A 12,413-nucleotide genomic window follows, 5' to 3' on the forward strand; every position below is an offset into this window, starting at 1 on the left:
GGTACGCGATCCGGGTGCACCCTAGAGTGCACCATCCGTTCGACATCCGCCATCTTCTGCCTCACGTTTCGGCGCCGGCCCGTCTCCGAGCGACCGAAATAGCGCGAGGAGCGCGGTCCTCGACGTCGAAAAGGCTAGAAAGAAGGCAGAGGCTTCACAATCCCGTGGGCCTACTTACGTCGAAGGACCTAACCGGCGGCGCGCCGCCTCCCTCGCCGTCGGCGTTTCAGAGCACCCCGACGAGGGTCGCTCCGGACAGCGGCTTGCGCAAGAGTTGCACGACGGACAACCCGCGCAATTCGTCCTCGATCACCTTCTGCGGCTGGCCGGAGATGGCGATGATGCGCGGGCGCAGGGTCAATTGCTGGAGCCAACGGATGACGTGGGCGCCGCCGATGCCGGGCAGACCGAGATCGACGATCACCACGTCGTCCGCCGTCGGTGGAGAGCACTCGAAGAAGCTCTCGGCGTCGGGATGAGACACGACGTCGTGTCCGAGCGCCTGGAGGAGGAACCTCAGGCTGTCGGATACGCCGGGGTCGTCTTCGACGATGTGAACGGTGCCCGTGAACGCGCGAGGCGCCGGCGGATCTTGATCGGTCATGGATGTCACTCGGCCGTGTGCATTCGATACTGTGGATCGAAACGGCCGCGCGCGGCATCCGTAGTCTTCCGAGGGCACGGTCGCAATCGCGTCATCGCGCCCTCGGGGGTCCCTCGCCTCAGCCGTGCTCGCCGGTCAGGACGATGCGGACGAGGTCGGCGGCGTTGCGGGCGCCGAGCTTTTCCATGATGCGGGCGCGGTGCACCTCGATGGTGCGCGGCGAGATGCCGAGGTGGCGGCCGGCCTCCTTGTTGGAGGCACCGGCGGTGATCTGGCCGAGAACCTCGATCTCGCGCGGGGTCAGGAGCTCGCGGCCGGGGAAGTCGGCGGCGACGCCGTTGGGGTGGGCCTCGCCGGCGGCGCGGCGGGCCTGAGCGGCGAGCGCCTCGCGGACGCGATCGACGATCTGGCCGGCGTCGAAGGGCTTCTCGATGAAGTCGAAGGCGCCGTATTTGATCGCCGTCACCGCCATCGGGATGTCACCCTGGCCGGAGATGATGAAGATCGGCGCGGGATAATGGTCGGCGTTGAGCGCCTTGAGGATGTCGAGGCCGGAGCGGCCGGGCATGTGGACGTCGAGGAAGACGCAGGCCGGCTGATGGTTCTTGGCGGCCTCGAGGAAGGCGTCGCCGGTCTCGAAGCCGACGACGGTGAAGCCTTCCATCTCGAAGACCACCGCGAGCGCATCGCGGACCGCGGGCTCGTCGTCGACGATGTAGATCGTCTGGTCGGTCTTCTGCGTGCGACCCATCATGTGCTCACCTCGACTTCCTCGGTTCCCGTTCGTCCGGCGAGCGGACGGGCGACTTCAATCCTGTCATTCGGCGCGCGTGGCCGGCGCCGTCTCCAGCGGCAGCGACAACACGAAGGTGGCGCCGCGTCCCGAGCCGCCGGGCTCGACGAGCAGATCGCCTCCGTGGTTCTGAGCGATCGAGCGCGAAATCGCAAGCCCGAGGCCCAGCCCGGTCTTCTTCGACGTGGCGAAAGCCTTGAACAGCTCCCGCACCTTGTCCTTCGGGATCCCCGGGCCGCTGTCCTCGATCTCGATCAGGAGACGTCCGTCGTCGCGGCGGGCGGCGATACGGATCCAGCGCTCGTCGCGCGAGCGCACCGCCTCGATGCCGTTGCGGATCAGGTTGATCAGGATCTGCTGGATCTGGACCGGATCGACGTCGAGCAGAGGGAGATCGGCGTCGAGATCGCGCACCACCTCGATGCCGGCGCCGTCGTGGCCGAGAAGGGTCAGTTCGAGCGCCTCGTCGATGAGATGGGAGACGTCGACCGGCTGGCGATCGGGTTCGCGCTTCTCGACGAAGTGCCGCATCTTCTGGATGATCGATCCGGCGCGCTCGGCCTCGCGCACGGTCTTCGACACGACCTCGACCAGCGAGGCGTCGAGCGCGCCCTCGTGGACGCCCGACTCGAGCTTGCGCCGCAGTGCCTGGAGATAGAGCATCACGGCGGTCAGCGGTTGGTTCAGCTCATGGGCGATCGCCGCGCCCATTTCGTCCATCGCGTTGACGCGGGCCATCTGGACGAGCTGGGCCTGGAGCTGGTTGAGCCGCTGCTCGACCGCCTTGCGCGAGCGCAGGTCGCGGATGATCCCGATGAACTGGCGCCCGTCCGGGGTACGGCATTCGCCGACCGACAGTTCGATCGGGAAGACGGTGCCGTCGGCGTGGAGGCCGCGCACCTCGCGGCCGATGCCGATGATCCGCTTCTCGCCGGTGTGCAGATAGTTCGACACCCAGGCGCCGTGGTGCTCGGCATATTCCGGCGGCATCAGAATGGAGATGCCGTGGCCGACCACATCCGCCGAGGCATGGCCGAACAGGTCCTCGCAGGCCTTGTTGAACAGCAGAATACGCCCACGCTCGTCGATGACGACGATGCCGTCCACGGCGGTGTCGAGCACGCTGAAGAGGCGCGCCTCCGAGACGGTCGGCGACTGAACTGACACGAGCGACGGCTCCCCACGCGAGACCCAGACCGGGACGTCCCGAACCACCCCGTCTCCGGCCGATCCGGAGATCTACCCATATCAGACAGAAATCACACGATTCTCAAGCCCGTTGCGGTCGGCCATTCAGCCAATCGGCCAATCGACGGCTGGCCTCGCGCATACTTTCGGGCCCGCGGGCGAAGCACAGACGCAGGAATCCGTTGCCGGCGGCGCCGAATGCGGTGCCCGGCGCCAATCCGATTCCGGCCTCGTCGACGAGGCGCAGGCCGAGTCTGGAGGTGTCGTCCTCGCCCTCGACGCCGAAGAAGAGATAGAAGGCGCCGACGGGAGCGACGAAGCGCGCCCGGCCGGTCGCGGCCAGGGTTGCGGTCAGAATCTCGCGGCTCTCGGCGATGCGGGCGACCTGATGGGCGAGGAAGCCCTCGCCGTGGTCGAGGGCGGCGACCGCCGCGCGCTGGACGAAGACGGCGACGCCCGAGGTCGAATACTGGATCAGGTTCTCGAGCACGTCGCCGATCTCCGGCGGCGCCTCGATCCAGCCGACGCGCCAGCCGGTCATCGCCCAATTCTTGGAGAAGGTGTTGACGAAGATCACCCGGTCCTCGGGACCGGCGACGTCGTGGAACGAGGGCGCGCGCGCCGAGCCGTCCCAGACGAAGCGGCCGTAGACCTCGTCGGCGACGATCCAGATCCCGCGCTCCCGGGCGAGCGCCAGGACGGAGGCCAGTTCCTCGCGGGTCGCGGTCCAGCCGGTCGGATTGCACGGGCTGTTGAGGAAGATCGCCTTGGTGGCCGGGGTCACCACGTCGGCGAGGCGCTCGACGTCGAGGATCCAACCGCGATTGCCGAAGGTCATGGGCACGTCGACCACGCGGGCGCCGCGCACGCCGACGGCGGCGGCGAAATTGGGCCAGGCCGGGGACGGCACCAGAACCTCGTCGCCGGGACCGGCGAGCGCGGTCAAGGCGATCTGGATCGCCTGCATGCCCGAGGCGGTGACGAAGAAGCGCTCCGGCGCGAAGGTGCCGCCGTAGAGGCGCTCGTGATAGCGGGCGAGAGCGGCACGCAACTCGGGGATGCCGCGCTGCCACGTATAGAAGGTCTCACCGGCGGCGAGCGAGCGGGTGGCGGCCTCGCAGACGAAGGCCGGGGTCGGCAGATCGCCCTCCCCCGCCCAGAGCGGGATCAATCCCTCGCGTCGGCGCCCGTAGTTCATCACTTCGACGATGCCGGACGGGGGCGCGCCGAGGGCTTCGGGGCGCAGCGTGGCGAGGAAATCGGTCATCGGAGGTCTCTTCGAGCGGACGCGCGGAAATGGGATTCGGGAGGCGATCTTAACCGAGCGCGCGCCGGTTCGGCATCAATCCTCTCGATCTCGTCGATCGACGGCGATGATCGATCGGCCGCGTCCGGCGCCGGCGAAGACGCGGGCGCGGACACGGCCGGCGCGGACGGTCACTTCTTGAGGAGATCGCGGATCTCTTCGAGCAGCACCTCGCTCTTGGTCGGCTCGGGCGCCGGGGCGGGCGCGGCCGCTTCCTGCTTCTTCAGCCGGTTCATGGCCTTGACCACGAGGAAGAGCACGAAGGCGATGATCAGGAAGTTGAGCGTCACGGTCAGGAACTGGCCGTAGCCCAGCGTCGCGCCCATCTCCTTGGCCTTGGCATAGGTCGCCGGCGCCTCGGCGCCGCCGAGCAGGCTCTTCAGCAGAACGAACTTGTTGGTGAAGTCGAGGCCGCCGGTGAGGGCGCCGATCAGCGGCATGATCACGTCGGCGACCATGCTGTCGACGATCTTGCCGAAGGCGGCGCCGATGATCACGCCGATGGCCAAATCCACGACGTTGCCCTTGAGGGCGAATTCCCTGAATTCCTTGAGCATGTCCGTCACTCCTCGGGGGGCGGCGGGGCGCCCTCGATGATCGCCATCCGGGGGGTCTCGCGGAGGTCGTCGCGCGCCCCCGTCGATTTTGACGTGAGGGATCCCACAGCGCGAGCCGGATCACAATGTCGCAGACGAAAGTCGAAAAAAATCGCGACGCGCGTGGCCCGGAAACACCACTCGCGATGGACAGTCGCCTTTCGTCGTGGTCTATGTCGGAGGCGTCGTTCGCGCCGGCACGCATGTTCCGTTTCGAGAGGCCCGCCGAACCATGATTCACGGATGGCTCGTTCTTCTCGTCGCCATCGTCTACATCGGTGCACTGTTCGGCATCGCCCATTATGGAGATCGCCGAACGGAGAGGGTTTCGCCGATCTTCGGCCGCCCGACCATCTATGCCTTGTCTCTCGGCGTCTACTGCACGTCCTGGACGTTCTTCGGCTCTGTCGGGCAGGCGGCCAACAAGGGCCTCGACTTTCTGACCATCTACATCGGGCCGATCCTGCTCTACCTGTTCGGCCAGCGCATCCTCGAGCGCATGATCCGGCTCGCCAAGGCCGAGCGGATCACCTCGATCGCCGACTTCATCGCCGCGCGCTACGGCAAGAGCCAGCGCCTCGCGGCGGTGGTCACGATCATCGCGCTGGTCGGCATCGTCCCCTACATCGCGCTCCAGCTGAAGGCGGTCAGCGCCTCGGTGACGACGCTCGTCGATCATCTCGACTTCGGCCTCGGGCCGGCGCCGTTCCATCCCGACGTGCCGCTGACGGTGGCGCTCAGCATGGCCGCCTTCGCCTGTCTCTTCGGCACCCGCCACATCGACGCGACCGAGCATCAGCAGGGCCTGATGCTGGCGGTGGCGGCGGAATCGCTGGTCAAGCTCTTCGCCTTTTCGGTGGTCGGGATCTACGTGACCTTCGTCCTGTTCGACGGGCCGGGCGACCTGATGACGGTGATCTCCGACAATCCGATCGGCAACCACGTCTTCGCGGGCGGGCTCTCCGGCGGCAACTGGATCGTCATGACGACCCTGTCGTTCTTCGCGATCCTGATGTTGCCGCGCATGTTCCACGTCGGCGTGGTGGAGAACCACACGCCGGCCGAGCTGAAGCGCGCGCGCTGGCTGTTTCCGCTCTATCTCGTCGCGATCAACCTGTTCGTGATCCCGATCGCGCTCGGTGGCCTGGTGCGCTACGGCACCGCCATCGACGCCGACACCTTCGTGCTGCGGCTGCCGCTCGACGCGGGCGCCTCGCTCGTCACGGTGGTGGCCTTCGTCGGCGGGCTGTCGGCGGCGACCGCCATGGTGATCGTCGCCTCGGTGGCGCTCGCGGTGATGGTCTGCAACGAATTGGTGGCGCCGATCCTGGTGCGGCGCGCCGGGCGCGACGGCGGCGACGAACCGGACATGGTGCGCACGCTGCTCCTGGTGCGGCGGGTGGCGATCTTCGCGATCCTGATCCTCGCCTATGTCTACCATCGGTTGGTGGCGGACGCCTCGGCGCTGGCGGACATCGGGCTCCTCGCCTTCTCGGCGATCGCGCAATTCGCGCCGGCCTTCTTCGGCGCGCTGTTCTGGCGGCGCGGCACGGCGCGCGGCGCCATCGCCGGCATCCTCGTCGGCTTCGCGCTGTGGGTCTACACGCTGGCGCTGCCGACCTTCGTGGAAGCCGGCTACGGATCGTCGTCGCTCCTGCTGCACGGGCCGTTCGGAATGTGGCTGCTCCGGCCGCAGGCGCTGTTCTCGCTCGGCTTCGATCCGCTCGCGCACGGCGTCTTCTGGAGTCTCGCCTTCAACGTCGCCGCCTTCATCTCGGTGTCGCTGACGCGGCCGCCGGAGCCGATCGAGCGGCTCCAGGCCAACGTCTTCGTGCCGAGCGAATTCGTGCCGACGCCCTCGCTCCGGCGTTGGCGCACGGCCGTGACGGTCGACGATCTCGTCTCCACCGTGGCGCGCTATCTCGGCGAGGAGCGGACGCGGCGCGCCTTCGGCGACTTCGGGCGGTCCCATTCGCTGGCGATGGGCGGCGACCGGCCGGCGGATCTCCACCTGCTGCGCTTCGCCGAGCAACTGCTCGCCTCGGCGATCGGCGCGGCCTCGTCGCGGCTGGTGCTGTCGCTTCTGGTCAAGCGGCGCGATCCCTCGACCAAGGCGGCGATGAAGCTGCTCGACGACGCCTCGGCGGCGATCCAATACAACCGCGACCTCCTGCAGATCGCGCTCGATCAGGTCGGCCAGGGCATTTCGGTGTTCGACCGCGAATTGGGCCTGATCTGTTGGAACCGCCAGTTCCGGCAGATCCTCGACCTCACCCCGGACTTCGCCCAGGTCGGCGTCTCGCTGCACGCGATCGTGCGCGACCGGGCCGAGCACGGCGAATTCGGCCCCGGCAATCCCGAGCGCATCATCAAGGACCGGATGGACCGGCTGGTGCGGCGGATGGAGACCTATCACGAGCGCCTCGCCTCGACCGACGCGGTGATCGAGGTTCGAACCTCACCGATGCCCGACGGCGGCATCGTCACCACCTGGACCGACATCACCGAGCGCGTGTCGAGCGCGGAAGCCTTGGCGCGGGTCAACGAGACACTGGAGCGGCGGGTGCGCGAGCGCACCGAGGAACTGACCCGGCTCAACGGCGAGCTGTCGCGCGCCAAGGCCGAGGCCGACGAGGCCAACATCGGCAAGACGCGGTTCCTCGCCGCCGCCGGCCACGACATTCTCCAGCCGCTGAACGCGGCCCGGCTCTACGCCACCTCGCTGGTGGAGAAGACCGAGAACTCGCCGTTGGCGACGCATGCGGTCCACATCGACCAGTCGCTCGACGCGGTCGAGGAGATCCTCGGGGCGCTGCTCGACATCTCCCGTCTCGACACCGGCGCGCTCAGGCCGGAATTCACGGTGTTCCGCATCGACGAGATCCTCAAGGCGCTGAAGGTCGAGTTCGAGCCGATCGCGCGCGACCGCGGGCTCGTCTTCAAGGTGCTGCCTTGCGATCTGTGGGTGCGCTCCGATCGCCGCCTGTTGCGCCGGCTGGTGCAGAACCTGATCTCCAACGCCATCAAATACACGCCGGCCGGAAAGGTCCTGGTCGGGGTGCGGCGGCGGCGCGGGCGGCTCACGGTGGAGGTGCTCGACACCGGGATCGGCATCTCGGCCGATCAGCAGAAGGTCATCTATCAGGAGTTCCAGCGGCTCGATCAGGGCGCCAAGATCGCGCGTGGGCTCGGGCTCGGGCTCTCCATCGTCGAGCGCATCGGGCGGGTGCTGGTCCATCCGACCGGGCTCACCTCGGTGCCGGGCAAGGGCTCGCGCTTCTATGTCGAGGTGCCGACGGCGGCGGCGATGCCGAACGTCGCGGCCGCCGACGGGGCGCCGCGTCCGTCGAGCGCCCGTTTCGACGGCATGACCGTGCTCTGTCTCGACAACGAGGAGACGATCCTCGACGGCATGGAGGCGCTGCTGGTCGGCTGGGGCGTCAAGGTGGTCAAGGCACGCGACCAGAAGGACGCGTCCGAACAGCTCGCCCACCTGGTCAAGGAGAGCGGGCACGGGCCGGACATCCTGCTCGTCGACTACCATCTCGACGACGGCAACGGCATCGACGCGGTGGTGCAGTTGCGCTGGCGCTTCGGCACGGATCTGCCGGCGGCGCTGATCACCGCCGATCGCGGACCGCAGGTGCGCGAGGAGGCGACCGAAAAGTCGATCTCGATCCTCAACAAGCCGGTCAAACCGGCGGCGCTGCGCGCGGTGCTGGCGCAGTGGCGGGCGCTGAAGTCGGCGGCGGAGTGAGAGACGGCGCCGGTCAGACCCGGGCGCGGTCCAGGATCACCACCGGCGCGCCGTGATAGGTCGAGCGCGCCGCCTCGGCGAAGCCGAGCTTCGCCGCGACCCGCAGAGATGCGGCGTGGTCGGGGTGGATGATGCAGGTGAGACGGTCGCGCGGGCCGTGGTCGTGTCCCCAGGCGAGCACGGCGCGCATCGCCTCCTCGGCCAGACCTCGGCCCTGAAAGGCCGTGGCGAGGGCCCATCCCGCTTCCATGGAACCGTCGAGCGAGGGCACGAGATCGCGATGGAGGTCGTGAAATCCGGCCTCGCCGACGAAGGCGCCGGTCGCCTTGTCCTCGAGGGCGAAGAAGCCGAAGCCGAGGTGATGCCACAGGCCGCTCTGGCGCAGGAAACGGATCCAGGCCGCCTCGCGGGTCAGCGGTGAGCCGCCGATGAAGCGCACGACCGAGAGCTCGCGCCACAGCGCCGCATAAGCCTCGAAATCGTCGAGACGATGGGCGCGCAGACGCAGGCGGTCGGTTTCCAGCGTCGGGATGTCGATCATGTCCAAACGTCACCGAGCGGGAGGGCGAGAGGCGCGCGACGGGGGCCGGGCAAGAGCGCGATCGGAGCGGCGCTCGCGCGCCGCTCTTCGTCTCTCACACGCCGACCGACTGCCAGTGACCGACCTCGATCTTCGAGGCGGCGATGACGGCCTGGGTGCGGCTCTCGACGCCGAGCTTCTGCAGGATCGCCGAGACGTGGGCCTTGACGGTCGCCTCGGAGACGCCGAGCTCGTAGGCGATCTGCTTGTTGAGCAGACCTTCCGACAGCATCATCAACACGCGCACCTGCTGCGGCGTCAGCGTCGACAGGCGCTGGACCAGCTTGGCGGTCTCGTCGGCGGGCATCGAGGCGAGGTCGACGTCGGCGGGGGTCCAGAGATCACCCGCCATGACGGTGGAGAGCGCCTCGCGGATGGTGTCGGTGCCGAGCGACTTCGGCACGAAGCCGGCGGCGCCGAATTCCATGCAGCGGCGGATGGTGCCGGGATCCTCGTTGGCGGAGACCACGACCACCGGAACCGTCGGAAACTGCGCGCGCAGATACATCAGGCCGGAGTAACCGCGAACCCCGGGCATATTGAGATCGAGAAGAACCAAGTCGATCTCGTCCCCCTCCTCCAGTATCTTCGATACCGCCTCCAGAGACCCGGCTTCGGCGATCACCACACCGTCGAAGAGCCCTTCCAGCGTCTGACGCAGCGCACCGCGAAACAGCGGATGATCATCCGCGATCACGAACCGATATCCCGGATTGGTCGCCAATCCCTTCTCCCCTCTTGGTTCGTCACGCGCACGAGAAACCGCCGGCGGACCTCGTCGGTCCGACGTCGCGGTCACCGCGCCTCTGGGCCGCGGCCGACGAACGCCACTCGTCGGCACCGCGACGCTGGGCCGCACGCTGATATGTGAATTATCGATCTCGCAACGCCTCTACGCAAGCCTCCTCCTTTCGGAGGAGGGCCAATAAGCTTCACGACTTACGTAAAATATCGCGGTCTGGCGTGATTTCTTGCGCACCGGACGGTTCTTGCTCTGCACAGACCGCCGATCGGCCGCGCAATCCGGACCTTTGCGGATCCGCCGCAGGCGTTATCTTCGCGCGGCGAGCGATCGTTCTCCTTCGACCGCTCTCGACAGCCATGGAGTCCCGCCTTGAGCGCCCAGCGTCACGTCCTCTTCCCCGAGATCGAACCCCACACCAGCGGCCGCCTGAAGGTGTCCGACCTGCACGAGATCCACTGGGAGGAGAGCGGCAATCCACGCGGCAAGCCGGTCGTCTGTCTCCATGGCGGGCCGGGCGGAGGAATCACGCCGACGATGCGACGGCTGCACGACCCCGCCGTCTACCGAATCGTGACCTTCGATCAGCGCGGCTGCGGCAAGTCGACCCCGCACGCGGAACTGGCCGAGAACACCACCTGGGATCTCGTCGCCGACATCGAGCGGCTGCGCGTCCATCTCGGCATCGAGCGTTGGCAGGTCTACGGCGGATCGTGGGGCTCGACGCTGGCGCTCGCCTATGCCGAGACCCATCCCGAACGGGTCTCGGAGATGATCCTGCGCGGTATCTTCATGCTGCGTCGGATGGAACTGGCGTGGTTCTATCAGGAGGGCGCCAGCCTGATCTTCCCTGATCTCTTCGATCCGTTCCGCGAGCTGATCCCGGTCGAGGAGCGGGGCGATCTGATCGCCGCCTATCACCGCCGGCTCACCGGGCCGGACGAGGCGTTGCGGCTCGAGGCGGCCAAGCGCTGGGCGACCTGGGAGGGCTCGACCCTGTCGCTCCTGCCCGACGCCGAGCGCGCGGCGGCCTTCGGCGGCGACACCTTCGCCCTCGCCTTCGCGCGGATCGAGTGCCACTTCTTCATGAACGGCGGCTTCTTCGAGGTCGAGGACCAGTTGCTGCGCGACGTGCGGCGCCTCAAGGACATCCCGGCGGTGATCGTGCACGGGCGTTACGACATGTGCACCCCGATGGTGAACGCCTGGGATCTGAAGAAGGCCTGGCCGGAGGCCGAACTCCGGATCGTCGACGACGGCGGTCACGCGGTGACGGAGCCGGGACTGGTCGCGGAGATGGTCGCGGCGAGCGAGCGCTTCAAGCATCGCCCGGCGTGAGCCGTCGACGGTCCCGCCGCCGGGTTCACGCTCCGAGCCAATGCAGCGACAGTTCGCGGCGATGGCCGCGGTCGCGGTGCTCGACGACATAGACCGCCTGCCACGTGCCGAGGTCCATGCGCCCGGCACGGACAGGGATCGCCAGGGACACGCCGGTCAACGTCGTCTTGACGTGGGCCGGCATGTCGTCGGCGCCCTCGAGGTCGTGGCGCCAGGGCGCGTCGCGCGGGGCGAGGCGGTCGAGCGCGTCGACGAGATCGGGCAACACCTCGGGCGAGGCGTTCTCCTGGACGGTGAGCGAGGCGGAGGTGTGGCGCAGGAAGACGGTCAGGAGACCGTCGCCGGCGCCGACCTCGCCGAGCCAGGCGTCGAGCTCGGCGGTGACGTCGCGCAGGGTCCGGCCACGCGTCTCCACGACGAGACGGCCGAGGGCCTGCCACAGCGGGGCGGCGGCGGGCCGGGAGGGATCGTCGAACCGAGCCATGGATCTCGCTCTCGCCCGTGAACATCTCGCGGAAGGGGCGGCGCGGCCCCGACCGGCCGGCGTCGATCGGCGGGCGTCGATCGGCGCGTGGCGAGCATACACCGGCCGGACGGCGGCGCCACGACGGCGCGCGCCGCACCCGCCCCGGCCACCGTGTCGCCGCAATGCACGGGCAGATCGCGGCGGCGCCCGATGAGAATCGGCCGGCCCTCGCGTCCCCCTGCCCATTGAACCGAACCGATGGGAAGGTTATGAGGGGACCACGTTCGACACATTCGAGATCCTCTGAAGGAACGGGAAGGACGATGACCGTCACTGTCGCGAAATTCGCCGCGTACGCCGCTCGGACCCCGCTTTCCGCCGCCGCGCTCCTCGTCTGCGCTCTCGGCGCGACTTCGGCCGCCGCGCAGTCGCCCGCCGTCGCCACCGATTCCTGGATCAAGGTGTGTCGCAGCGACGAGAAGCAGAAGAAGGAACTCTGCAAGACCGCCTATGATCTGCGCACCTCCGGTGGCCAGTTCCTGGCCTCGATCGCCGTCGTCGAGGCGACCGGCGAAGCGCGCAAGATCGTCGAGATGATCATGCCGACCGGCCTGCTGCTGCAGCCGGGCCTCAAGGTCCAGATCGATCAGGGCAAGTCGGAAGACGCCAAGTTCGGCATGTGCGCGCCGGACGGCTGCGTCGCGCAATTGGTCAGCAACGAGGCCTTCGTCGGCGCGATGAAGAAGGGCGCCCAGCTCTCCATCACCGCCTATGGCCAAGCCTCCAACCCGGTCACCTTCACCTTCTCGCTGGCGAGCTTCAAGAGCGCCAACGAAGGCAAGGCGCTCGACGAGGCCGCGCTCAAGAAGCGCGAGGAGGCGATCGCCGCCGAGATCCAGCAGAAGCAGAAGAGCATCGAGGATCAGCTGCGCGACGAACAGCGCAAGGCGAGCCAGGCCAAGCCCTGATCGGCGCCTCGATCCGCTCCGAAACGACGAAACGGGCTCCTCGCGGAGCCCGTTTCCGTATCGATCCCTTCGATC

Annotated in this window: 11 protein-coding genes; 3 read left to right on the forward strand and 8 right to left on the reverse strand. The window is 68.1% G+C overall.

The window, feature by feature from the left end; genetic code table 11:
• Positions 1–226: 226 nt before the first annotated feature.
• The 5 genes from J3S89_RS22145 to mscL all read right to left on the reverse strand — a co-directional run bounded on the left by J3S89_RS22145 (position 227) and on the right by mscL (position 4,448).
• Complete coding sequence (locus tag J3S89_RS22145) at positions 227–604, reverse strand: response regulator (RefSeq protein ID WP_230489013.1); 378 nt, start codon at positions 602–604, stop codon at positions 227–229.
• Between the two features lie 118 nt (positions 605–722).
• On the reverse strand, positions 723–1,358 hold the full coding sequence (locus J3S89_RS22150) for a response regulator transcription factor (protein WP_230489012.1): 636 nt from the start codon (positions 1,356–1,358) through the stop codon (positions 723–725).
• Between the two features lie 63 nt (positions 1,359–1,421).
• Positions 1,422–2,564 (reverse strand): two-component system sensor histidine kinase NtrB, encoded by a 1,143-nt coding sequence (locus tag J3S89_RS23555; protein WP_217931618.1) that lies wholly within the window; start codon positions 2,562–2,564, stop codon positions 1,422–1,424.
• A gap of 103 nt (positions 2,565–2,667) precedes the next feature.
• Complete coding sequence (locus J3S89_RS22160) at positions 2,668–3,852, reverse strand: pyridoxal phosphate-dependent aminotransferase (protein WP_217931620.1); 1,185 nt, start codon at positions 3,850–3,852, stop codon at positions 2,668–2,670.
• Positions 3,853–4,022: 170 nt separating this feature from the next.
• Positions 4,023–4,448: a large conductance mechanosensitive channel protein MscL gene (mscL, locus tag J3S89_RS22165; RefSeq protein WP_217931622.1), complete on the reverse strand. Its 426-nt coding sequence runs from the start codon at positions 4,446–4,448 to the stop codon at positions 4,023–4,025.
• A gap of 271 nt (positions 4,449–4,719) precedes the next feature.
• On the opposite strand from mscL, the gene J3S89_RS22170 reads away from it, so the two are divergent.
• Entirely contained in the window at positions 4,720–8,244 is a 3,525-nt protein-coding gene (locus J3S89_RS22170) for a hybrid sensor histidine kinase/response regulator (protein ID WP_217931624.1), read from the forward strand.
• Positions 8,245–8,257: 13 nt separating this feature from the next.
• Here J3S89_RS22170 and J3S89_RS22175 read toward each other — a convergent pair whose 3' ends face one another.
• Positions 8,258–8,785, reverse strand: a complete 528-nt coding sequence (locus tag J3S89_RS22175) for a GNAT family N-acetyltransferase (RefSeq protein WP_217931626.1) — start codon at positions 8,783–8,785, stop codon at positions 8,258–8,260.
• Between the two features lie 94 nt (positions 8,786–8,879).
• The gene (locus tag J3S89_RS22180) at positions 8,880–9,521 is read right to left on the reverse strand and encodes a response regulator transcription factor (protein ID WP_230489011.1); all 642 of its coding nucleotides are present in this window, start codon (positions 9,519–9,521) and stop codon (positions 8,880–8,882) included.
• A gap of 417 nt (positions 9,522–9,938) precedes the next feature.
• Between J3S89_RS22180 and pip the strand changes: the two genes are divergently transcribed.
• Positions 9,939–10,904, forward strand: a complete 966-nt coding sequence (gene pip / locus J3S89_RS22185) for a prolyl aminopeptidase (RefSeq protein ID WP_217931629.1) — start codon at positions 9,939–9,941, stop codon at positions 10,902–10,904.
• A gap of 25 nt (positions 10,905–10,929) precedes the next feature.
• Here the strand turns inward: pip and J3S89_RS22190 are convergent, their stop codons facing one another.
• Complete coding sequence (locus J3S89_RS22190; RefSeq protein ID WP_217931631.1) at positions 10,930–11,388, reverse strand: secondary thiamine-phosphate synthase enzyme YjbQ; 459 nt, start codon at positions 11,386–11,388, stop codon at positions 10,930–10,932.
• A gap of 305 nt (positions 11,389–11,693) precedes the next feature.
• Here J3S89_RS22190 and J3S89_RS22195 point away from each other — a divergent pair, with 305 nt between their 5' ends.
• Entirely contained in the window at positions 11,694–12,338 is a 645-nt protein-coding gene (locus J3S89_RS22195; protein WP_217931633.1) for an invasion associated locus B family protein, read from the forward strand.
• Positions 12,339–12,413: the final 75 nt, after the last annotated feature.

This window comes from Pinisolibacter aquiterrae (assembly GCF_019160155.1).
Lineage (GTDB): Bacteria > Pseudomonadota > Alphaproteobacteria > Rhizobiales > Ancalomicrobiaceae > Pinisolibacter > Pinisolibacter aquiterrae.

Excerpts from the sequence above, each read along its gene's own strand:
- J3S89_RS22145 (WP_230489013.1), bottom strand. The coding sequence starts at position 604 with ATGACCGATCAAGATCCGCCGGCGCCTCGCGCGTTCACGGGCACCGTT.
- J3S89_RS22150 (WP_230489012.1), bottom strand. The coding sequence starts at position 1,358 with ATGATGGGTCGCACGCAGAAGACCGACCAGACGATCTACATCGTCGAC.
- J3S89_RS22160 (WP_217931620.1), bottom strand. The coding sequence starts at position 3,852 with ATGACCGATTTCCTCGCCACGCTGCGCCCCGAAGCCCTCGGCGCGCCC.
- mscL (WP_217931622.1), bottom strand. The coding sequence starts at position 4,448 with ATGCTCAAGGAATTCAGGGAATTCGCCCTCAAGGGCAACGTCGTGGAT.
- J3S89_RS22170 (WP_217931624.1), top strand. The coding sequence starts at position 4,720 with ATGATTCACGGATGGCTCGTTCTTCTCGTCGCCATCGTCTACATCGGT.
- J3S89_RS22175 (WP_217931626.1), bottom strand. The coding sequence starts at position 8,785 with ATGATCGACATCCCGACGCTGGAAACCGACCGCCTGCGTCTGCGCGCC.
- J3S89_RS22190 (WP_217931631.1), bottom strand. The coding sequence starts at position 11,388 with ATGGCTCGGTTCGACGATCCCTCCCGGCCCGCCGCCGCCCCGCTGTGG.
- J3S89_RS22195 (WP_217931633.1), top strand. The coding sequence starts at position 11,694 with ATGACCGTCACTGTCGCGAAATTCGCCGCGTACGCCGCTCGGACCCCG.